Consider the following 21,562-nt stretch of genomic DNA (forward strand, 5'->3'; position numbering starts at 1 on the left):
TTGGCGAGGGAAATATGCAGGATACGGGGTGCGCACCAGCATAGTTAAGCTTTGAACTTGTGCTTATGGGTACAGTCACCGCATGAATGCAGGACGGAAACGAACAGGGGCTTGAATTGGCAGGAAACGCAACTTTCCGGCATAGCAACACTGCGCTGCTTTCGGTGAGCAGTGTCGAGGCTCCGAGGATCGTGAGTTCTACGGACTTCGACCGCAGGTTGGCTTCGACCCTGCAGCGGCTCAAGTTCCCGCCCCGGCTGCTCGAGCGCGTCGCCGGCGTAACGCACCGCCGCTGGTGGGCGGCCGGGACGTCGTTCGATGATGCTGCCGCCGAAGCAGGCGCAAAGGCCCTGGCCGAAGCCGGCATCGAAGCGTCAGACGTCGGCCTGCTGATCAACACCTCTGTGACACGGCGGAACCTTGAACCGTCCGTCGCGGTGAAGATCCACCACGGACTCGGCCTGCCGTCGTCGGCCATGAACTTCGACCTGGCCAACGCCTGCCTGGGATTCGTGAACGGCCTGACGTTGGCGGCCAGCATGATCGACTCCGGCCAGATCAGGTACGCGGTGATCGTCAACGCCGAGGATGCCGAGGCCACGCAGGAGGCCACGCTGGCCCGTCTCCAGCGGCCCGAGACCACGCGCGAGGACTTCAACCGGGAGTTCGCCACCCTCACCCTGGGTTCCGGAGCTGCCGCCGCCGTCCTGGGCCCGGCGGACCAGCACCCCGGTGCGCACCGGATCGTGGGAGGTGTGATGCGCGCCGGCACCGAACACCATGAGTTGTGCGTGGGCGGCATTGACGGCATGGCCACCGACACAAAAGGCCTGCTCGACGGCGGCCTCCAGCTCGTCGTCGACGCCTGGCACGAAGCCCGGCCGGAGTGGGACTGGGCCGCCATGGACCGTTACGTCACACACCAAGTGAGCAATGCCTACACGCAGGCCATCATCGACGCCATCGACCTTGACCCAGCCAAGGTGCCCATCACGTTCCCGCACTGGGGCAATGTAGGCCCGGCCTCCCTCCCCATGACCCTCGCGGCCGAAGCACAATCCCTTGAAACGGGGGACCGGGTCCTCTGCATGGGCGTGGGATCCGGGCTGAACACCGCCATGCTGGAAATCGTTTGGTGATCGGCGACTGGGCCGGCGTCGATCCGGAATGGTCGCGCGAAATCGATGTGCCTTCCACCTCCGACGCCGATGCGCCAGGAACAGTGCGCCGCTGGCACCTCCTGGACAACGGTGCCCAGCTCACCCGCCTCGGCCTGGCTCCCGCCGGTACCCTGCTATGCGTGCACGGCAACCCCACCTGGTCCTACCTGTGGCGGACGCTGCTGGCAGCCGGATCGGATCCGGCCCACCCGTGGCGCGTCGTCGCCGTGGACCAGCTGGACATGGGCTACTCGGAGCGGACCGGCACCTTGCGCCGCCTGGCGGACCGGATCAACGACCTGGGTGACCTGACAGATACACTCGGCCTGGACGGGCCGGTGGTTACGGTGGGCCACGACTGGGGCGGCGTGATCAGCCTGGGCTGGGCGCTGGCGCACCCGCAGCACCTTGCCGGGGTGGTCCTGACGAACACAGCCGTCCACCAGCCCTCCGGGTCGGGAATCCCGCCGGCCCTCCGGCTTGCCCTGCACCCCGCCGTGCACCGGTGGGGAACCACGACGTCGGACGGCTTTCTGCGGGTGACGCACTCGCTGGCAAAGCCGCCCCTGCCCGCCGAGATCCGCAAGGCCTACATGGCCCCCTACCGCGGAGCCGACCGCCGGGCCGGGGTGGGGAACTTTGTGGCGGACATTCCCGTGGACGCGTCCCACCCCAGCTTCCCGGCGCTCAGCGGCGTGGCGGAAGGGCTGCGCGGGCTGCGGGTCCCGGCGCTGATGCTCTGGGGCCCCCGGGATCCCATCTTTTCGGACCGGTACCTCAAGGACCTCATCGCCCGGCTTCCGCATGCCGAGGTGCACCGCTTCGAAGGCGCCGGCCATCTCGTGGCGGAAGACCGGAACATTGCCGCACCGGTCTTCCAGTGGCTCGCCGGAAACGTGGATGCCAGCCAAGGCGAATCCCCGAAAGCGGAAGCCACCGGTGGCCAGGGGATGAATCATCCGGCCGAACCACAGCCGGCGGAATTCCGGCCCCTGTGGGACCTGCTCCGCGAGCAGGCGGCAGGGCCGGAGGGCGGGGATATTGCCGTCGCGGAAATGGCGCCGGACGGCACAACCGCCCGCTCGCTCAGCTGGCAGCAGTTGGACCGGAACATCCTGGACCTCGCCGCGGGGCTGCGGGACGCCGGAGTGGGAAGCGGCAGCCGGGTGAGCCTGATGGTTCCGCCCGGCGTGGACCTCACCGTTGCCCTCTATGCCTGCCTGCGGCTGGGCGCCGTGGTGGTCGTGGCCGACGCCGGACTGGGAACCAGGGGCTTGAGCCGCGCCGTGAAAGGCGCCACGCCCGATTTCCTGATCGGAATCGACAAGGCGCTGGCGGCCGCCTCGGTGCTGGGCTGGCCGGGACGGCGGATCAGCGTGCGGGACCTGCCGGCCGCCCGCCGTCGAATGCTGGGAGTTGAGACCTCCCTCGCCGCCCTGGCCCGTTCCGGTGCGGGCCGCAGCCTAGGACAGCAGCCGGACAGAGCGGATCCGGAGGCCCCGGCCGCCGTACTCTTCACATCCGGTTCCACCGGCCCGGCCAAGGGCGTGCTCTATACGCACCGGCAGCTGGCGGCGATGCGGGACACGGTGGCCGAAACCTTCGGGATCCGTCCCGGCGCCAGGCTGGTGGCAGGCTTCGCCCCGTTCGCCTTGCTGGGACCGGCGCTCGGAGCGGTTTCGGTGACGCCGGCCATGGACGTCACGGCGCCCCGTACCTTGACGGCCAGCGCGCTCGCCAACGCGGCGGCGGCGATAGACGCCACGGTGGTCTTCGCCTCGCCGGCGGCGCTGCGGAACGTGCTTGCCACCAGGGATGGCTTGAGCGCTGTGGGGCACCAAGCCTTGGGAAGCGTCGAGCTGCTGCTGTCCGCCGGCGCGCCCGTGCCGGAACCGCTGCTGGCGGAAGTGCAGCGGCTGCTGCCCCGGGCGTCGCTGCACACCCCGTACGGGATGACTGAGGCGCTGCCGGTCACCGACATCAGCCTCGAACAAATCCAGGCCGCCGGCGCCGATGCTGCCGCCGGCACCGTGCCGGGAGCAGGCAACGGCGTGTGTGTCGGGTGGCCGGTGCACGGCGCCCGCGTGGCCGTCGTTCCTATGGCTGCGGACGGCACCGCGCCCGGGTCCCAGCCCGTGACGGAGGCGGGTGTTACCGGCGAGATCCTGGTCAGCGCCCCCCACGTCAAGGAAGCGTACGACAGGCTCTGGCTGCTCCAGTGGGAGAGCACCAGCCTGCCCGGCTGGCACCGCACCGGTGATGTGGGGCATTTCGACGCTGCCGGCCGGCTCTGGGTGGAGGGGCGCCTGGCCCACGTGGTCACGACGCCTGGCGCGGTGGTGACGCCGGTTGGCGCCGAACAGGCCATCGAACGTTTGGACAGTGTCCGGCTGGCGGCGATCGCCGGGGTCGGACCGGCTGGCACCCAGGCTGTGGTCGCCGTCGTCGAGACAGTCCCTCCCGCCCGCAAAGCCGGCCCTGCCGCGCCGCAGCTGGCCGGCGATGTCCGCAAGGCGGCCCTGAAGGCAGGGGTTCATGTCTCCGCCGTGCTCATGGTCCCCGTACAGCCCACGGACATCCGGCACAACGCCAAGATCGACAGGAGCCGGCTGTCCCGCTGGGCTTCACGGGTGCTGGCCGGCGGCCGCCCAGGAAAGCCATGAGGGTCCTCGTCACCGGCGCCAGCGGCCTGCTCGGGGGAGAAGTGGCCCGGCTGCTGGTAGGCCAGGGCCACGATGTGGCGACTTTCCAGCGCCGTCCGTCAGGAGTCGACGGCGCCACGGACTTCTGCGGGTCCCTCTCGGACGGTGAAGCGCTCCGGCGGGCAGTCGAAGGCGCAGAAGGAATCATCCACCTGGCCGCGAAAGTTTCTTTCACGGGCCGGGCCGCGGAGTTCGATGAGGTGAACGTCGAAGGGACGCGCGGCCTGCTCCAGGCCGCCTGGGCGGCCGGGGTACGGGACGTGGTGTTCGTGTCCTCCCCGTCCGTGGCCAATTCCGGCGCCGCCATCGCCGGACTGGGTGCGGAGCCGGCTGACCCGGAGCACGCGCACGGCGAATACTCGCGCACCAAGGCCGAGGCGGAGCTGCTGGCATTGGCCGCGGATGTTCCGGACTTCCGGGTCGCAGCGGTACGCCCTCACATTGTCTGGGGCCCGGGGGACACCCAGCTGGTGGAACGGGTACTGGCACGTGCCAGCCTGGGCCGCCTGCCGCTGCTCGACGCCGGCGCTGCCCTCATCGACACCACCTACGTGGACAATGCCGCCGCGGCCATCGTCGCCGCGCTGCACCGGATGGAACACGTACATGGCAGGGCCCTCGTTGTGAGCAACGGCGAGCCCCGCCCGGTGGGTGAGCTGCTGGCAGGCATCTGCGCCGCGGGAGGCGTCCCCGCGCCGTCGTGGTCCGTGCCGGGCCGGGTGGCGCGGGCGGCGGGAGCGGTGGCGCAGAAGCTCTGGAGCTTGGCCGGGCGGAAAGAGGAGCCGCCGATGACCAGGTTCCTCGCCGAGCAGCTCTCCACCGCCCACTGGTTCGACCAGCGCGAGACCCGGGAACTCCTCAACTGGGCACCCGCCGTCTCGCTTGATGAGGGACTGGCAAGGCTGGCCGAGCACTATGGTTCCCGGCCGGGCGGTCCCTGAAATCGTCCTACGCCGTCGGCTTACTTGGCTACAGCAGCCCACCTTCGCACGTCCGGAGCGGGTGCCACCGTGCGCCGCGTGAACGGCGCGGCGCACGGTGGCCGGCGGCACTAGACGCGGGCGGATTCCTTCTCGCGCTCGGCCGGCTTGTAGGACTCCCAGAAGGTGGCCCCGGTGATGCCGAGGGGCCTGGGGTCGAAGACCGGGTCGAGGCCGAGCTTCTGCTGCCGCTCGAAGTCCTTGAGCGCCTTGAAGGCGGGCTTCTGCAGGATGAGGATGCCGACAATGTTCAGCCACGCCATGAGACCGACGCCGATATCGCCCATCACCCACGCGTCGGTGGCCGTGTTCACGCAGCCATACGCAGCGGCGACCAGGATCGCCACCTGCAGGGCGATAGTGGTTGCGCGGCCGACGCTGGTCCGGACACCGGGGATCATCTTGCTCGACGAGTTGCCGACCAGGAAGCGCAGGTTGGTCTCCGCCATGTAGTAGTACGCGATGACAGTAGTCAGGCAAAAGAAGACCAGCGTGATCGCAATGAACGCGGCCCCGACGCCGGGGAAGACGGAGTCGAATCCGGTCTGCACATACTGGGGCCCGACCACGGCGGACGCGGACAGCAGGCCGCCCTCGGCGAGGACCTCGCCGTCTTCGCTGCCGCCCGAGAAGACGCGGTAGGCGCCCGTGGAGAGGATCAGGAAGCCGGTGGCCGAGCACACGAACAGGGTGTCGATGTAGACCGCGAAGGCCTGGACCAGGCCCTGCTTGGCCGGGTGTGAAACTTCCGCGGCGGCCGCGGCGTGCGGGCCCGTTCCCTGGCCTGCCTCGTTCGAGTAGACGCCGCGCTTGACGCCCCACATCACGGCCAGGCCGATGATGGCACCGAGGGCCGAGTCCATGCCGAAGGCGCTCCGCAACACCAGCGCGAGGATCCCCGGCAGCTGGGCGGCGTTGATGACGACGACGATCAGGGCGAGGATGATGTAGCCGGCGGCCATGAACGGCACGACGAACGCCGCAACGCTGGCGATGCGCTTCACACCGCCCATGACGACGAGCGCCAGGACGATGACGGAGCCGACGGCCACGGCCCACGGCGGGAGGGTCCAGGCGCCGCTGATCGCGGTGGCCATGGAGTTGGTCTGGACGCCCGGCATCAGGACGCCGCAGGCCAGCACGGTCACGGCTGCGAAGACGTAGCCGTAGACCTTGAAGAAGCCGGCGCCCTTGGTGTGGGCGAAGGCGCGGGAGAAGTAGTAGGCCGGGCCGCCGCGGTACTCGCCGCTCAGCGGGTCACGGGTCTTGTAGATCTGGCCGAGGGTCGACTCGATAAACGACGTGGACGCGCCCAGGAAGGCGACGGCCCACATCCAGAACAGGGCGCCCGGCCCTCCAAAGGCGATCGCGGTGGCGACGCCGGCGACGTTGCCGGTGCCGACGCGGCCGGACAGGGACATGGCCAGGGCCTGGAACGAGGAGACGCCCGACGCGGACTTCTCACCGTGGACCAGCTGCTGGAACATCCCCTTGACGTGCCGGACCTGCAGGAAGCGGGTACGGACGGAGAAGTAGACGCCGGTGGCGAGGCAGAGATAGACGAGCCAGTCGCTCCAGATCACGCTGTTGATGGCTGATAAAGCATCGCTCATAAGTGTGGGTTCCCTCCATGAAGAGCGTGGGTGATGCGGTTTGGTGATGCGCGCCGTCGGGTGGACATAGTGGCGCACACCACACCAAAACCTGTGAAGTGTCGCACAAAGCGCTGGTGTTAGTCCACTTGGCCGTCTCATTGGTGGCTGGGAAAACGTACTGCCGAATTTGTGGAAAACGCCGCACTGTGCGTCAAACTGGAGGTTGGTCCCCAACGAAAGCAGAGTTCCTTGATTACCCTCCAGCAGGACGCAGAAGGCTTTATCCGGATGAACCGGCACTTCCCCAACAGCGTCCGCATCAGGATCAACTTCACTGACGGCAGCAGCGGCGAGTTCTCAGGCCTGGCCCTGAACAAGGCCTACGATGCAGCCCTCGCCGAATTCCGCGCGAAGAATGATCTTGATGCGCGCGGATACTCCAGGACGCCTGCGGGCCGGACGAACTCCGGCAACAAGCTTGATTTTGTTCCAGTGCAGCCCGGAATGCAGGAGTAGCTCTTAGGGAGCCGGTGTTCGCGTCGGATGCCAGGTCCGGCTTTCCTGTTCGATTAGTGGAAGGCCGGGCGGCAAAGCCGAACGCAGGGCCGTCACCACGTGACGGTTCCGGCGGCCCCGTCCACCGTGATGCTCTGGCCATCGCGCAGCCGCGTGGTGGCGTCCGCAACCCCCACCACTGCAGGGATGCCGTACTCGCGGGCCACCACCGCTCCGTGCGATATCACTCCACCCATCTCCATCACCAGGGCGCCTGCCGTCATGAACAGCGGCGTCCAGCCGGGATCACTGGAGGGGGCCACCAGGATTTCCCCGGGTTCCAGGTGGGCGCCCACCGGATCCATGATCACCCTGGCCTTCCCGGTGGCGGTGCCCGCGGAAGCCGGCGTCCCTGTCAGGCTGTCTGCGGCAGTCTGTTGGGGCAGGGCGGCCGCCGCCGCCATGACGGCAGCCTCGACGTCCGTGCCGTCCGAGAGCAGAAGGCGCGGTACGCGCCGCCGGCGGAGTTCGACGTCGTACAGCCGACGGCGGCGGGAGACGATTCCCTTCAGGTCCGCCCCGCGCAGTCCCACACGCAGTTCGTCGAAGTCGAGGAAGAACACGTCACCGGCGGCGTCGATGGTTCCGTTCTGCACCAGTTCGGCGCCGACCTCCGTCAGCTGCCGGTGCATCTCCGCCATCACGAGCACGATGCAGAACTTGGGCAGTTCCCGCAGGCCGGCGAGCTGCCGTGTCCGGCGCAGGCACAGCGCCACCAGGCGCCCCCGCAGCCGGCTCTTTGTCCCGGCACGCTCCACCAGCTCGCCGATCCGGGCCTCCGCATGCTCTGCCGCCCTGGCGAACTGGCGGTCCGGCGCCTGTCCGGGATCCTCCACCCGGAGATAGTTCGAGATCATTCCCAGGATGTGGTCCGGCTCCTCGGACCACCTCGGCATGCCCAGGTCGATCTCCGCCACGGCCCGGTGGCCGTATTCCGACAGGAACGCCTGCAGCCCGGATTGGGCGCTGGCGGGCAGCGTGCCCGCCCGGTAGCGGGCAGCCAGCTCTCCTGGCTTTAGTTCCATAAACGCCCGGCGGGCCTCCTCATCACTGCCCAGGGACACCGCCAGGGGCCACAACTCCAGGTCCATCATGGTGGTCACGTTGTGGGGAAGCCCGCGAAGGACAGCTTCAAGTTCACGCGGCTCGGCGATTCCGCGCAGCAGCCTGCGGGCCGCGGCCAGCATCAGGTATCCCACGGACGGAGCCGGCAGCGTGGACTGGATCAGCCCGTTGACCGTGGTGGCCAGGATCTCTTCAGTGTGCTGGAGCCGACCGGCGGCAGTTGCCGGCAGGGGGAGGACCAGCCGGGCTGCCAGCCGGTCCTGGTACCGCCGCGCCCTCCGCAGTTCCCGGTCCGGCCACAGCAGGGCCCGGACCATGGCGGGCAGGAGCCCTAAGAACAGGCCCAGGCTCTGGGTGCCTTCGGCGCCCTTGGATCCCTTGCCGGCGGAGGCGGTGTTGCCCTTTCGGCCGGATTTCTTACGGGGAGGCCGGACAACGCTGAACCGCGGGTCGTCCAGGAGGGCGGGGAGGAGGGCGGCTGACCGTCCGTCCGCGAGCGGCAGCATTCTCGCCAGCGCCCGCCGGCCGGACTTGTTGCGGAGAATCGGGGTCAGCTCCACGTACATGCGCAGTCCCGGGTTCGCGTATTTCCACGGCCCCTTGTTGTTGCCCCGCATGCGGCTCAGGACGGAGAGTCCCATTGGTGTGATGGGGCGGGTGAGGCCCTGCAGCAGGGTGCCGCACAGATAGATGCGGGTATCCGCGCCGCTGGCTGCACCGGCCGTCCCGTCCGTGCCGGTCTGCCCGTTGAACGGGTCGTCATCCGGCAGCGGGTACAGCGTGGTGATGGGCCGCGACTGGGTCAGCCAGGCCTTGCCGCCGCCGTCGATCACCCATTCCACGTCCTGGGGCGCGCCGAAAAGCCGCTGGGCGGCGTCACCGAGGGAGGTCAGCTCGCGAAGCTGCGCCCCAGTCAGGCTGGGTGCCCGGCCCTTTGGCTGCTGCAGGACTCGGCCCCGTGCCGTCTCCACCACGAAATGGTCCGGGTTCACGGCGCCGGACACCACCTCCTGTCCCGGGCCGGGACTGGCATCAATGGCTGACTCGGTCCGGGTGCCGGTCACCGGGTTGGCGGTGAACAGCACCCCGGCCGTGGCGGCGTCCACCATGCGTTGAATGACGACGGCGAGCCCCACCTCGCGGTGGCTGATCCCGTTCGTTGTTCGGTAGGCCACCGCCCGGTCGGTCCAGAGGGAGGCCCAGCAGCGCCGGACGGCTTCGACGACGGCGTCACCTCCCGCCACGTCCATGAAGGAGTCCTGCTGCCCGGCGAAGCTGGCAAAGGGCAGGTCTTCGGCGGTGGCGGAGGACCGCACCGCCACCGGCCCGCTGCCCATCGCGGCGTAGGCATCGCGGACGGCGGCCTCTACGTCGGGCGGCACCGGCGCTGCCAACACAGCCTCACGTGCCCGCCGCGCGAGGTGGTTCCGGTCTTCGTCCGGTAGTCCGCGTCCGCCGTCGGACCTTTCCGCCGCGTCCAGGCCTTCCGCCCCGTCCAGTTCAACCCCGTCCAGTTCAACCCCGTCCAGGCGGGCGGCGGCGACGTCCATTTCTTTGGGCGCGGCCTTGCCGTAGCCGGCTGTGGTCAGGCAGAAACCAGGCGGAACCGGGAAGCCAGCAGCGGCAAGCCGGCCGAGGTTGAGGGCCTTGCCGCCTACGGTGGCCAGCGACGCTGATGCCAGCTGGCTGAGATCAACAACGAGGCCCGAACCGGCGCCGTCCGGCTCCGGATTTTCCGAGGCCATGTCCTGCTCCTAGCCGTTGGCCGCACCGTCTCCGGTGTCCTCCCACATAACATCCAGATTGTGGAAGATCACGGGTCCGTCGCACAGCGCCGCCATCTTGGCCGCGAACTCCGACGTTTCCGGCCGGCCGGAATTCTCCATCGCCGAGTCGAAGGAATCGAAGTCGACGATGGTGAAAAAGGTCCCGGGGTGGTCCCTGTCCGCCGTGGCAATAATGCGGCGGAAGGTGGCCGGAGTGCTTCCCTCGGTTCTTGAGGGACGGCCCAGCTCTTCGATCTCCTTGATGCGGGAGGTCTTGAATTCGATGATCTGCACAAACCCGGCCATGACGGCTCCTTGACGGCGGTAGACGCTGATGCCGATCACGATAGTCCCGGCGTCGGGCGGTGCACAGGGGAGAAATGCCCTACTCGGACCAGCTGCAGTGCCCTCGTTCCCAGAGGCGCGGCAGCGCCGCGGGAGGTAATCGCGTTCCCACGCTCGTCACTTCCGCGAGGTCGGTGATGTCAGCTAAAGCTCACTTGTACAGGCTTGAACTTGAAGGGTCCGCCGCACCCGGTCCCGAAGGGGTGCTCTCCGGTTGATTCCGTTTCTATCGGCAGAGTGCGGGCTATGTGGTCACCTGCAGTGGCCAGGGCTTCCACGTGAATAGAAGTGACGCTAACGGGCGGGTACAGGTATGGCGGGGACTGCGGAACGAGCCATTTTCCCTCCGGGTTTTTTCTCACCTGCTCGGGAATGCATCCCTCGCCCATGCAAGCCGCCACCGACGCCGGTGGAATGGAAAATGACAGCTCCACATCACCGACGTAGGCGTAGCCGATTGCGGGGCAGGCCCGGGGGACGCTGCCGAGCATTCCAGCGAATGCACCCGCAGTGGCAATCACGGCTATGGCAAGCAGGAATACGCCACGTGGCTTCATGGTGTGAGCATAGTCTTCGTTCACCGGGTGGTCTCGGGCGGGCTCAATCACAGGGAACACCCTGGCTTTCAGGGATAGGCGGTCTCGTTTCGATTCCAATTGGAAGGAGTAAGTAGTGCGAATTTTCGGCTGCGCGTAGCTTGATGTCATGGGGAAGCTTGTAGCGGTAGCGCAGGTAGGGCTTTTGGTGTCTCTTCTTGGAAGCGGGTGCGGCGACGTTCCAAGTGGTGGCCCGGTACCGAGTAGTGGTCCCGTAGCGAGTGGTGGGCCCGTATCAAGCAGTGGCCCCATAACGTGCGTTGACTGGGTCCGGTTCGAGACCCCTCAAGACCAATACGACAACGCCGGCATGGTGCTCATCGGAAAGTCTGTAAGCCGGGCTGGTGAGACCAGCATTTACGGTTACAAGGCCACGACCCACCTTGTTGAAGTCGAGCAGGTACTCAAAGGGGACCCCGGAGACGGGAACCTCCGGATCTCCTCCATGCCCCCGACCTGCACTGTAGGCGAGACCTACCCGGAGGGCGATCCGCTCGATCCCAATCAGAGAGTCATCATCTTTGCGGCCGAGCAGGGCGGTGACTGGTTCACCATCACGCCCACCCAAGGAGTCTTGCCTTTCCAGCAGGGCGCACAGCTTCCCTTTCATTAAGTGTGAGTCCCGGTGCCGTGAATTCCGGATTAGTCCCCTAGCCAGCCAGGAGTTGAGCATCTCCAGCAGCTTCCTGTCGCCGCTAGCTAAATGAGGAGCTGGCGGAATCGCGGCCCGTTAGAGAGAGGGTTGCCGCGACGCTTCTGCGCCCCTTTTGAGGAACCTCCAGCGGGAAACTCCCAAGCAGCGGCGGGGTTCAACCGCTATGGTGATCCCTGATCGACCAAGGACGTCTCAGACCGATTGGGAGCAGGTACATGCAAGCACGTTTGGCTCCTGCCGGCTCGGGATCTTTTGCCGATTGGCTTGCCCGAGGTTTTCCGGGCCCTCCGCTTCTCGTGGGCACCTTTGTGCCAGAGACTTTTCCTGCAGTTGTTCGTGTTCTAAACCCTTTGGTCGGCGCCGCCGGACGGAAACTTTCATGGGCCACCGCTGCCCAGGGGTTGGGCATTCCCCTGGACGCCACCGCCACCGGGGATCGCCTATGCCTGGACTACGCAGCCAAAACCGGTGAGAAGATCAACGTCGATTTCGGAACCCTCGACTACGAGGTTGCGACGGCTTTGGCAGACGTTCTCGGTCGCCATACGACGTCACCCGATAGATGCCTCTTCGCCGTCTGGACCGGTTACTCGGACATTCGGGAGGAGCTCACCCGTGCCCCGGTGGTAGTCCTTCCTCCCGAGCGGGAAATGTTCCTGATGCTGATTCGGTCTACGTCGCTGGTTCCCAAGAATGCATTTCGGCACTCCTAGATGATCCCCGCTTGGAAACGCTTGTTGTTCACCACTCCGATGTTCACCCGGGCATCTACGCACGCTGAACAAGGTAGCCGCCTGCCGCTTATGGGGAACCTTTAGCGAAACAGAACATATTCACGCTCTTGGCCCCGGTCGCGTCGGCTAGTCGGTTCTTGAGAGCTCCCGAAGGAAGTCCAGGGTAGTCCGGCCAGCGAGTACGGCCGAAAAATGCGCTTCACCTAAGCCGGCGTCCGCGGCGATCGCGAGTGGAGAGATGCCTGAGTCACCCACAACGCGATCGCGCCGAATAGAACGATTAGGACTCTTAGTACGTACCACGAGGGGACCCGGTCACGGCGCCGTAAATTGCTAACGCGGCTCCACTGCTGCAACCGGTGATGATCCCTCACCGCGCCTCTAGCGTCCAGTCAGAGAATCTATTTTCAGCGCTTCAGCGTGGCGCATGATGAGAGAAGCTGCAATCAAGACCGCAGAGAATAGGACGCACACGACTGGGGCTAGCAGGTAGATCGTCGTGACCAGTATTGCCACGGGTGCGTCCCCTACGAATGTAGGGGTGCCGAAATTACCAATGATGAGCGGGCTCATCACTACCAATATGGCAGCGATTACAGCCAGGGCTATCCCGGTACGCATCGTCGTCGTTGACAATTTTGACGCTTCCACCTTGGACCCCCATCCATCAATCAGATGAGTATCAGACAAACAGCACAGCCCGTCTTCCGCAAGGAGTTAGCCAAAGAACGTTACCTCCTGGAGACTGTAAATGGTTTCCTCGCGCCCTTCGCAGCGGATCCTACGCACCGCGGAAAACTGCGATGGGGCGGAGGGACGGGCATGATCACATCCCGAAAGGGGCCCGCCCGCAACCTGTCCCGTTAGCCGGTAGCCGACCGCGACGCTACTATGCCGCGTTTGAGGAACCTTCACCGGTGTGATTTTCGGCGATAAATGGCGGTCTTTTTGCGGCGCTATTTGTCATTTCGCCGGCGTTGCCGTTGCTCGTTGGATGGCGCGGTAGACCGTAGAACGGGCGATGCGGAATAGTTCGGCGATCTCGGTCGTGGTGTGCACCCTGCCCTGGTGGAGGCTAACGAGGTGCGCTTCCTGGGCTTTCGAGAGCTTCGGTTGTTTCCCTCGGAGCCGGCCCTTGGCTTTTGCTACACTCGAACTACGTTGCGCTGGGAATGCTGGTGGAAAAGCTTCGGGGGCGACCCATCGGCGACGTCATAAAGACGGATATCAGTGAGCCACTGGGATTGAAGGGGACGTCCATGACAGTGGCTGGACCGCCACCCCCGAACATGGCCCACGGTTACCTACTCATAGACGCCAAGCAAGTGGATGTTACATACCCCGCGTACCAAATTGGCTCACCGTCGGGCGGTATCGTTTCCACCGTTTCGGACCTGAACACGTTCTACAGGGCACTAATGCGGGGCGAACTCCTGAAGCCAGCCACCGTTGACGAGATGAAAGGAGCTGACGCTTCCTTCTACGGACTGGGCCTGTGGCGCTGGAACGACGCCTGCACGAACGGCTTCGCCTTCGGCCACCCGGGCGACATCCTCGGGTACGGCACCGCCTCCATGACCAGCGCCGACGGCAATCGCCAAGTGAGCATAGCCATCACCTATCCGCCCGCCCCGTACGTCGAAGGTGGAGAAAACCGGTTGGACGCGGAAATCGTGGATATCGCGCAAATCACCCTCGGCAACATGTGCTGATCCGCTGGTCGGAGCGCACTTTCAGGACAACGGAGGAGAATGGCACCAAGGTATGGCGTCCGGCCAGCGCATCAACTGCCGGAGAACCGCCACTTTAGGCTGCGAAATAACCGCCAAACGACGTTAACAGTCACAGGTCTAAAACCGCTGAGCTGGCGGCGCGAGGCATACCTGTACCCGCGGCGCAGCAAGCGCTGGATAACTCCTACACCGCCGCGCACGATGGCCGGCACTACGCGCTGTTCCCTTTCATTGACGGCCGGCAAGCAACGTGGGGCGATGCTGAATCGATCGCACGTGCGATGCGTGCCGTACACGAGATCACCGACCTCGACCTGCCCAAGACCGATATGGACGAGTGGTGCATCGAGGCACTGCGCGACCGACGAGACCATCCCTGGATCGGCGATCGCCGCGACGAGGTCATGGCCAACGTCGACAGGCTCGAAGCAGCGATCGAACGGGCACGCACCATTGAGGTGCTCCACGTCGTCTGTCATCACGATGTACTCCCACACAATGTTCTAGTCGATGGCGGCGGACGCGTCGCGGCACTGCTTGACTGGGGCCACGCGATGCTGGCGCCGCGCGAGCACGACCTGTTCGCCGCCTTGTGCGGGACCGAGGCGGTGCGCTTCCTACACGCTTATGGCTCCAAGGGGCTTAACCTCACCCATCTGGAGTACGCCCGGCTGGCCCGCTCCCTACGCGACCTCGCGGTCCGCATCGTTAATGAGGTTGACTTGGAGGGCATCAATAGCTGGGGCTTCGACGGGCTGTGGCGAGTCGACGCCGACCTCGCGCTCGTTCGACCCTTCTGCGATCGCTGATGCCGATCGGGCAAGGAGACGAGACGAGAGTGCACCGCGACAGTCGCTGCCCGGTAAACGATCCCCTGAGGGCACGGTGCTGCAAAGGGTTCCCCACCTGGCTCGTTGGCTCGAAACCTCCACGTCTCGAAACGTCAAGGTTTCGAGACAAATTGATGTCGCGGATTGTGACAAGGAGTGCTGACCAAACGGGCACTTGTGGACAGGAGCCCCCGGTCACTGATCACAGCCCGTCTGAACAAACTCCGGAATTCAGCGGGATTTTGTGTGCAGTCGGCTTCTGAAAATGACAAGAGGAGGGGGCGGCGCCCGCTGGCGGGATTGTCTATCGCATCAGCCGTTCACTTGTCGGACTTAAACACAATCGAGTCGAAGACGGCGAGTGCCTCTCTCATCAGCTCCGGATTCATGGGTGGGCGGAATTGGGCCACCCAGATCACAGCGCGCTGGCCATTCAGGTCGACCACCCGATAGGTTTCGCGTTCATTCTGAGTCGAGTACCAGCGTGAGCATCCGTATGCGTCTTTTGAGTGGACGCAAAACTTGCCCCCGTCGCAGGCTGCGATGTCCACGTCGCCCTCGACGGAGTGGTCGAACTCGAAGCCGGAGTAATCACCCACCACGACCTTGACGGGAGGGGTGCTCGCCGTTGACGTCTGCGCCGTCATCGCCTCGACGAAGGCCTCAGCCGACGGATCCAGCTTGACGAGCGCGCCCTGCCACGCACATGCGTCCGTCGCCACATAGTTGGCGGGCCACCAAGCCACGAAGACCGCACCTTCATCCGGGTGATCCGGGTCGTCATTGGGCGGGCTGTAGACCCCGCCGTCGCCAGGATGCCAGCCGTCTGGGACGGTGATCTCGAAAGGCTCAGTGAAGCTGGTGACGAGGTACGTGCCGGCGTGGGTGTCGACACCCTCCTGCAGCGGTGCGACCGTGCCAGCCTCCGTAGTTGGTGCGGGGGAGGGCTCGTCGTAGGTGCACGCCGAGAGGCCGACGGGCCCGAGTAGTCCGAGCGACAAGATCGATGCCGAGGCTACAGCGCGGCGTAGCAGCACTGACATGCGGGCCTCCAACGGTTGTGGTGGGCACGTTACGCCCAGCCATCAGCGGACACAAGGAGTAGGCACTAAGGCCATGAACGCGCTTTCAGGTGCAACCGGAACGGACCGGAATACCCGCCGCCGGCAACTGTGGTCATCCCCGCCGGTTCGCCAGGGCTCCAACCCCCATGTGGCTGAAAAACCACTCCCAGAGCGTGGTGAGATGCCCCGCAAAAGGTTCCTCAAACGAGACCGAGGAACCGCCATGATGACTCGATTCAACCGTCATTTTCCGCAAGCTGGAGGCGGCTGCCCGCAGTGCCCGGTGAAGGATCGGCTTACGGACGCGATTGGTCGACGATGCCATCGCACACTAACTGCGGCACCTGATGTCTTGCTGCGCGCCCATGATGCACGTTGAGAGCAGCGAGGAGGAGCAGATGTCCACTCGAAAAGCAGCTGCCGCCCTGTCCCGGTGGTGCCGTACCGTTACTCGGTTCATTGGGCGCCGGACGACCAAGAGTTTGTGGCCAGGGTTCTCGCGTCAACAAGTATGCGACTGAGCGGCTGACGGCCAAAGAGTCCGCCTCCTGAGCTCCAGAACTCTCCTGGGGGCGCCTGTTGGGAACCTGACGCTCAACGTCTGGCAATGCTCGGATCGGGAGGCCATAGACTCGGGGCTATGTCAGCTCATGGGGGGATGCGGGCTCGGTGTGTCAGGGTCCTGTTTGTTGTGGCCGCCGTTGTTCTGGCGCTCGCGGGGTGCGAATACACCGGCCCGGATGAGGGGCACAGCCGCAGCTTTCTTCGGCGTCAGCAACACTGCAGCCCCGGTCCTTCGAGCAAAACGCCGAAGAAGTGGCGCGGATGCTCGGGGCCCCCTTGTCGGATCCCGGCATGCCGTCGGAGGCGGAGCCCGCCGGGGAGCTTTTCGTTGTCCTGGCGGTGACTATATGGTCACGGGCGCGTGTGCCGGCGTCTACGGGGCAAAGCTCACCATCGTAAAGAGCGAAGGGATACCGGAAGCGTCGAGCTTTGAGTGCGACTCCAGCTTGGAGCGGTTCATGCGGCACGGCGGAGGCCCCGTCACCATCAGCGTTGTCCCGCCGACGGGCAGGCCGGCCGCCACCGGGGTCAGGGTCCAGCCCAATCAGGACCGCAGGGCATCGGAGATGGCCGACTTCTCAGAGTGGTCCTCGAAGCAGTTGCAGCCGCATTTGCCCGGCGAGTTGAGCGGCGCCAACAGGGCGAACACCACCATCGGAACACTCCTCGCCGGACCGGGCCAGTACGAACTGCTATTCCTTTGCGAAGGACCACCCGCCGCAGAGTTGTCAGTATCCACCACGGCAGGTGCTGAAGTTCTCGCCTCGACGCAGGTCCCTTGCGATGGGCAGGTTTTCAAGGCGCCGGTGCTGCTGCCTGCTGAGGGGGCAGACCTGGGAATGAGCCCGCCCGATGGTGTGGAGGCCCGCTTCGCCTACAAGCTCGTGCCTACCGTCCAGCCCTGAAGCAACGCTGACGGCAGCAATAGAACGCCGCGAAGGCTCATCCGGAGGGTGGGCCGGAGGGGGGATAGCCGCCTTCCTGCCGGCGAGGGCGCGATGACGCCATTCCTACCACGTTAGCCAGGTAGGACCGGGCGCTGCACGCCGACAACCAGGAGGCACAACAGAAAACATGCGATGGCGTCACGCGTCCGGTTCCCCCGCCCGCCGGTTCCGGTGGTGCAGCTCGTAGCTGCCGAACACGTCCGAAGAGGTTGTTCCGGAATGTCCGAATCTGCCGCGAAGGACGTCCGCGAGTCCGTCCAGCGCCGCGTGCAGCATCCGTCCGGCAAACCTGAGCTCCTGGTTTTGGCTCTGCTCGGCCTGGGATGCCAGCTCCTGGGCGTAGGCGACAGTGGCGGGCAGGGAACCCCGCTGATCCACTTCGCGGAAGTAATAGGTTTCGTGGAACGCCAGCAGATCTATGCTGGCGGTGGCCACGTTCGCGGCCATCGACTCCAGCAGCCCAGCGGCATGGCCGGGTTCCAAAGCGGACAGGCCCTCGGGTCCTGCCGCCTCCCGGAACAGGTTCAGCTGGTGGGCGAGAGCCCGGCGGCGGTTAAGGGCAGGATATGTCTGCAGGATCCAGGTGACCGTCGCGGTCAGCAGCCCGAATCCGGTGATGGCCTGAAAGCCGGAGACCAGCCTGAGCAGCGGACCGGCGGCCACGATCTCGCCGAACCCCACGGTGGAAAGAGTGACAACCGAGACGTAGAGCGCTTCGGCAAAGTCCCCCCGCCGGGGAACTCCGGGTCCGTACACAAAACCGTCCGGCAGGTGGGGCAGGTACAGCAGCGCCCAGCCGATGGCAGCCAGGCTTGCCCAGGCGGCGATGACAGCAGCCATTGCCAGCGGCGCCGCAACGGAGGATGCCCGGCCGCGCAGTTTTTTCGTCAGGAGCCAAACTCCACGCATGATCGCGCGTCCCGCAGGGCCGGAACCGTGCGGATAGAGAAGCGTGTGGAAGACATCGGCGAGCATCAACAGAATCAGCCCGGCCCCCAAAACCGTCCACAGCGTGTCCGCGAAGTCCATGCCTCATCTTAGGACGCGGCGTGGGGGAACCCGCGGGAACGGCCACCTGCAGCTGCTCCAGAATCTCGGCCGGAGTCGTTCCACGGCACGGCACGCAGAGGATTTCCACTTCCCTGGGCGTGAGAGCCCGGCCGGAGGGGCAGGTGGGTGGTGGGGCTGCTGGCCGGCCGCCACGAGCACGGTGTCCGCAGCGTCGGGGCTGAGCCGGCCGGCTGAAACTTCCTGCCGGAGCCTGGCAGCTGCATCAGCCGGCGCAAGCGCGGCCGGGGTCCGCCGCGCCGGCAGCAGCCGGGCAGGTGCAGGTTGTCCTCCTGCGCGGCGCAGGATCAGCGCAGGAGTCGGGAAGAATCAACCTAGTTCCGCCAAAAGTGGCACTTTTTGCCGATGCCGGGCAATAGGCTCTACCCCGGCGTGAACAGACATTGTTCACTGACGCCCTCAAAACATGGTGCACACAACCTGGGGAACTGCATGTCCAACTACACGTCCTTGTCCGGAGCAACACCGCACCCCGCCTGCGAGAGGCGGGGCGGCCGCCGTCGTCCTGTCCGCTGTGCTGGCCCTTTTCGGCGGGCGTGTGCCGGCAGTTGCTTCTGAAACCCTGGAAGAAACGGCGATGGTCGCCCACCCTGCCGTGGCTACAGAGGCGGGGGACCTGCTGGCCGCCCTCCTGGTCAAGGGCCGCGCACCCAAGACGGGGTACGGGACCTCACCGAGGTGATGTACGCCAACAGTGTCCCGTGCACAGTCAAGACAGGCGTCCTGGCGGATCCCTACACGGGCACCACCATCAACTTCGTCCGCGGCACCACCACCAGCAGTGCCGTGCAGATCGACCATGTTGTGGCCCCTGAGTGACGCCTGGCAGAAGGGCGCCCAGCAGCTGTCCACCGAGCAGCGGACGGCGCTCGCGAACGACCCGCTGAACCTGCAGGCGACCGATGGTCCCACCAACCAGAAAAAGGGCGACGGCGACGCCGCCACCTGGCTGCCGCCGAACAAGGGCTTCCGGTGCGAGTACGTCGCGCGGCAGGTGTCCGTGAAAGTGCGGTAAAGCCTGTGGGTGACGCAGGCTGAGCACGACGCGATCGCCGGCAGCCTCGCCGGCTGCCCGGGCCGGTTGGCGCCGGCTGCCGCGGAGCCGGCAGCCCCTGCGCCCCTCTACTACGCCAACTGTGCGGAGGTGGTGGCCGCCGGAGCTGCGCCGCTGTACGCCGGTTCCGCCGGGTACCGCTTGGGGCTCGACGGCGATGGGGACGGAGTGGCCTGCGAGGGGTAGCTGCTGCTCGACATGTTCGGACGTCATCAGGCATGCAGTCTGAATGTGCGGTGCTCTGAAGGGGGCTGCCCCCGGTATCCCCGCTTATTGACTGCCTGGTGCCCGAGGAATAACGTCTGCGGTAGCGGGGTGATCACCCCGTTTCCACGGGATAGGGGCCGGATCTGGGCCGCTCCTGCACGGCCAGGGAGCCAGGTGAGGAGGATTCTGGTGGACGTCATCCTGCAGCAAACGTACCCCGGCGCCGCGGGTGCCTTCCGGATGGCCGCGGAACCCCGTGTTAGGGATCCAGGGAAGGAAAGACCATGCCGAAGTATCTGTTTGAAGCGACGTACGTGGGCCAGGGCGTCAAGGGGCTTATGCAGGAAGGTGGCACCAAGCGGCGCGAGGCTTTGAAGGAGGCGCTCAGTTCCGTAGGGGGAACGCTGGAGAGCTTCTATTACGCTTTTGGTTATTACGACGTCCTTGGCGTTTTTGAGGCGCCGGACGATGCAAGTGCTGCAGCACTGTCACTGCTGATCAATTCGACCGGAAACGTCAACGTCCGCCTGAAGCCGCTTCTGACCGTGGAAGACCTCGACGAAGCCGCCAAGAAGACGCCGTCCTACCGCGCCCCGGGGCAGTAGGGGAGTTAGGCACCTGAGCCAGCGGCCGCCGTCGTAAGGTACGACGGCGGTCCGCTGGCTTGGTGCGGCAGGGTTGCCTCCCTGAATGCCTAATGACTTGGTGCGACAGCGGAGGCGGCGCCGGGGAATTAGGAATGCACCAGGTCCGCGGCCCCGGACGCGGCCTTGATGCTTGCCCAGCCCCGACGGGCAGCCGCTGCAGCGTCAGGATCCACGGGGGTCCCCTTGTTCTGCAGAATGGCCACGAGGGTCGCGTTCACAACGTCTTCCCGGAGCTCTTTCAGCCAGGGACCACGGATGTTCGGCATGACCGGCACCCGGGCCCGGCAGGTCAGGAAATGCCCGCCTACAAGGGCGGTGGCGATGCAAACAGCGCCGACGATGAGGAGCTTCAGAATGTCGTCCGGATTTGTGGCTACGATGAACGCGGGCGGGCCAATCAGTGCAGCCATCAGCCCTAACCGAAGTGCCAGGATTTCCTGGGCACGGCCCGCCGCCTTACGCCTGGCCATTGTTCCAGCCAACTGTTTATCCCGGACAGCCTGTGCTTTGATGCGCCATTGCCGCTGCGAGCCGAGGTGAATCCGCACGAGGGCGCGCGCGGCGGCCAGTTCCTCCGGGTTGTCGTCCCGCAGTGCCTCCACGGCCGGGGCCGGTATGTCCGCCCAGGCGCTTCTCAGGCGGCGATCCATGGCGGCGGCCAAAGCATCCAGGCTTAGTTTTGCAGCGCCACCTGCTGCTTCTTCGATGGATGCAGTAATGGCTGGCGTTGTGTGCTCGCCTGCCGTTGCCGCGGTCCGGTGCCCGTAGCGTGGCGAGCCGTCGGCGAGTTGGTATTCATTGCTCATGGTTCCCCCAAAGCTGTGGTGGTAGTTGCGAGTTTTTCACTTGCAACTACTTCGTTACGTGGACTACTACTGCCTTTTCCAATGCCTGTTCTGCCCCGGCGTTGTCGATTCCCGTAACCGTCCAATTGCTGAGCAGCAGGACTGTCTTTCCGGTGTCAGAGTTGTAGATAACTTTCTTGAAGCCGAGGGCTGTAAGTTCATCGTCGAGTGCTTCCGCATTCATCCCGGCGACGTTGGCTGGGATAACAGCGGTTGCCGGAATGGCCGCAGCAGGCGCTGGGGCCGCTACAGCGGCGGGTGCTGCGGGTTCAGCTGTAACTGTCGCAGTGGCCGTAACTGTTGCAGTTGCTGTGACCGTTGCTGTGGCCGTTTGCGTCACTGTATGGGTGACGGCAGGGGCTGCCTGCGGCGACCCCGCAGCGCAGCTGGAAAGGGTCAAGCACAGGAGCGCGCCGCTGGCAAAGATTGTAGTGAGTTTCAAACTGATTC

At 65.6% G+C, this 21,562-nt stretch carries 21 protein-coding genes and 1 pseudogene; 13 read left to right on the plus strand and 9 right to left on the minus strand.

Going from position 1 to position 21,562, the window contains the following annotated elements; translation table 11 throughout:
• The first annotated feature begins 116 nt into the window (after positions 1-116).
• From FBY31_RS18625 to FBY31_RS18635, 3 genes are read left to right on the plus strand one after another with little or no spacing between them, the layout of a single operon-like run.
• Positions 117-1,139: a 3-oxoacyl-ACP synthase III gene (locus FBY31_RS18625; protein WP_200833401.1), complete on the plus strand. Its 1,023-nt coding sequence runs from the start codon at positions 117-119 to the stop codon at positions 1,137-1,139.
• Positions 1,133-3,823, plus strand: a complete 2,691-nt coding sequence (locus FBY31_RS18630) for an alpha/beta fold hydrolase (protein WP_142044023.1) — start codon at positions 1,133-1,135, stop codon at positions 3,821-3,823. The genes FBY31_RS18625 and FBY31_RS18630 overlap by 7 nt, the downstream gene beginning before the upstream one ends.
• Complete coding sequence (locus tag FBY31_RS18635; RefSeq protein WP_142044025.1) at positions 3,820-4,803, plus strand: NAD-dependent epimerase/dehydratase family protein; 984 nt, start codon at positions 3,820-3,822, stop codon at positions 4,801-4,803. The genes FBY31_RS18630 and FBY31_RS18635 overlap by 4 nt, the downstream gene beginning before the upstream one ends.
• A 110-nt stretch (positions 4,804-4,913) precedes the next feature.
• On the opposite strand, the gene FBY31_RS18640 is transcribed toward FBY31_RS18635, so the two are convergent.
• Positions 4,914-6,455 carry an alanine/glycine:cation symporter family protein gene (locus tag FBY31_RS18640; RefSeq protein WP_142044027.1) on the minus strand — a complete coding sequence of 514 codons (1,542 nt, stop codon included), beginning with the start codon at positions 6,453-6,455 and terminating at the stop codon, positions 4,914-4,916.
• A gap of 231 nt (positions 6,456-6,686) precedes the next feature.
• Between FBY31_RS18640 and FBY31_RS18645 the strand changes: the two genes are divergently transcribed.
• On the plus strand, positions 6,687-6,953 hold the full coding sequence (locus FBY31_RS18645) for a hypothetical protein (protein WP_142044029.1): 267 nt from the start codon (positions 6,687-6,689) through the stop codon (positions 6,951-6,953).
• Positions 6,954-7,045: 92 nt separating this feature from the next.
• Here FBY31_RS18645 and FBY31_RS18650 read toward each other — a convergent pair whose 3' ends face one another.
• From FBY31_RS18650 to FBY31_RS18660, 3 genes are all read right to left on the minus strand, one after another.
• A complete protein-coding gene (locus FBY31_RS18650) occupies positions 7,046-9,802 on the minus strand; it encodes a PEP/pyruvate-binding domain-containing protein (RefSeq protein WP_142044031.1) in 2,757 nt (918 codons plus the stop codon).
• Positions 9,803-9,811: 9 nt separating this feature from the next.
• Entirely contained in the window at positions 9,812-10,129 is a 318-nt protein-coding gene (locus FBY31_RS18655; RefSeq protein WP_142044033.1) for a hypothetical protein, read from the minus strand.
• Between the two features lie 179 nt (positions 10,130-10,308).
• On the minus strand, positions 10,309-10,776 hold the full coding sequence (locus FBY31_RS18660) for a hypothetical protein (protein WP_142044035.1): 468 nt from the start codon (positions 10,774-10,776) through the stop codon (positions 10,309-10,311).
• Positions 10,777-11,074: 298 nt separating this feature from the next.
• On the opposite strand from FBY31_RS18660, the gene FBY31_RS18665 reads away from it, so the two are divergent.
• Together FBY31_RS18665 and FBY31_RS18670 are read left to right on the plus strand one after the other, a co-directional pair.
• Positions 11,075-11,377, plus strand: a complete 303-nt coding sequence (locus tag FBY31_RS18665) for a hypothetical protein (protein WP_142044037.1) — start codon at positions 11,075-11,077, stop codon at positions 11,375-11,377.
• A 443-nt stretch (positions 11,378-11,820) separates the two neighbouring features.
• On the plus strand, positions 11,821-12,132 hold the full coding sequence (locus tag FBY31_RS18670) for a hypothetical protein (protein ID WP_142044039.1): 312 nt from the start codon (positions 11,821-11,823) through the stop codon (positions 12,130-12,132).
• A 984-nt stretch (positions 12,133-13,116) separates the two neighbouring features.
• Here the strand turns inward: FBY31_RS18670 and FBY31_RS18675 are convergent.
• A pseudogene (locus FBY31_RS18675) lies at positions 13,117-13,302 on the minus strand (helix-turn-helix domain-containing protein); the annotation flags it as partial.
• Here FBY31_RS18675 and FBY31_RS18680 point away from each other — a divergent pair.
• Together FBY31_RS18680 and FBY31_RS18685 are read left to right on the plus strand one after the other, a co-directional pair.
• Positions 13,296-13,865 (plus strand): serine hydrolase domain-containing protein, encoded by a 570-nt coding sequence (locus FBY31_RS18680; RefSeq protein ID WP_142044041.1) that lies wholly within the window; start codon positions 13,296-13,298, stop codon positions 13,863-13,865. The pseudogene FBY31_RS18675 and the gene FBY31_RS18680 overlap by 7 nt on opposite strands.
• 152 nt (positions 13,866-14,017) lie before the next feature.
• Positions 14,018-14,695, plus strand: a complete 678-nt coding sequence (locus FBY31_RS18685) for a phosphotransferase enzyme family protein (RefSeq protein WP_142044043.1) — start codon at positions 14,018-14,020, stop codon at positions 14,693-14,695.
• A 341-nt stretch (positions 14,696-15,036) separates the two neighbouring features.
• On the opposite strand, the gene FBY31_RS18690 is transcribed toward FBY31_RS18685, so the two are convergent.
• Positions 15,037-15,759 (minus strand): hypothetical protein, encoded by a 723-nt coding sequence (locus FBY31_RS18690; protein WP_142044045.1) that lies wholly within the window; start codon positions 15,757-15,759, stop codon positions 15,037-15,039.
• Between the two features lie 932 nt (positions 15,760-16,691).
• Between FBY31_RS18690 and FBY31_RS18695 the strand changes: the two genes are divergently transcribed.
• Positions 16,692-17,249, plus strand: a complete 558-nt coding sequence (locus FBY31_RS18695) for a hypothetical protein (protein ID WP_142044047.1) — start codon at positions 16,692-16,694, stop codon at positions 17,247-17,249.
• Positions 17,250-17,429: 180 nt separating this feature from the next.
• Here the strand turns inward: FBY31_RS18695 and FBY31_RS18700 are convergent, their stop codons facing one another.
• Positions 17,430-18,320, minus strand: coding sequence for a potassium channel family protein (locus FBY31_RS18700; RefSeq protein WP_142044049.1), 891 nt, complete (start codon positions 18,318-18,320; stop codon positions 17,430-17,432).
• A gap of 720 nt (positions 18,321-19,040) precedes the next feature.
• On the opposite strand from FBY31_RS18700, the gene FBY31_RS23825 reads away from it, so the two are divergent.
• From FBY31_RS23825 to FBY31_RS18715, 4 genes are all read left to right on the plus strand, one after another.
• Positions 19,041-19,178 (plus strand): hypothetical protein, encoded by a 138-nt coding sequence (locus FBY31_RS23825; protein WP_442858192.1) that lies wholly within the window; start codon positions 19,041-19,043, stop codon positions 19,176-19,178.
• On the plus strand, positions 19,159-19,374 hold the full coding sequence (locus FBY31_RS23830; protein ID WP_442858193.1) for an HNH endonuclease family protein: 216 nt from the start codon (positions 19,159-19,161) through the stop codon (positions 19,372-19,374). Before FBY31_RS23825 ends, FBY31_RS23830 begins: the two co-directional genes overlap by 20 nt.
• A gap of 9 nt (positions 19,375-19,383) precedes the next feature.
• A complete protein-coding gene (locus tag FBY31_RS23835) occupies positions 19,384-19,599 on the plus strand; it encodes an excalibur calcium-binding domain-containing protein (protein WP_442858194.1) in 216 nt (71 codons plus the stop codon).
• A 305-nt stretch (positions 19,600-19,904) separates the two neighbouring features.
• The gene (locus FBY31_RS18715) at positions 19,905-20,225 is read left to right on the plus strand and encodes a GYD domain-containing protein (RefSeq protein ID WP_142044051.1); all 321 of its coding nucleotides are present in this window, start codon (positions 19,905-19,907) and stop codon (positions 20,223-20,225) included.
• A gap of 128 nt (positions 20,226-20,353) precedes the next feature.
• Here the strand turns inward: FBY31_RS18715 and FBY31_RS18720 are convergent, their stop codons facing one another.
• Together FBY31_RS18720 and FBY31_RS18725 are read right to left on the minus strand one after the other, a co-directional pair.
• A complete protein-coding gene (locus tag FBY31_RS18720) occupies positions 20,354-21,073 on the minus strand; it encodes a hypothetical protein (protein WP_142044053.1) in 720 nt (239 codons plus the stop codon).
• A 46-nt stretch (positions 21,074-21,119) separates the two neighbouring features.
• The gene (locus FBY31_RS18725; protein WP_142044055.1) at positions 21,120-21,554 is read right to left on the minus strand and encodes a hypothetical protein; all 435 of its coding nucleotides are present in this window, start codon (positions 21,552-21,554) and stop codon (positions 21,120-21,122) included.
• Positions 21,555-21,562: the final 8 nt, after the last annotated feature.

Origin of the sequence: Arthrobacter sp. SLBN-100, assembly GCF_006715305.1 — a bacterium.
Lineage (GTDB): Bacteria > Actinomycetota > Actinomycetes > Actinomycetales > Micrococcaceae > Arthrobacter.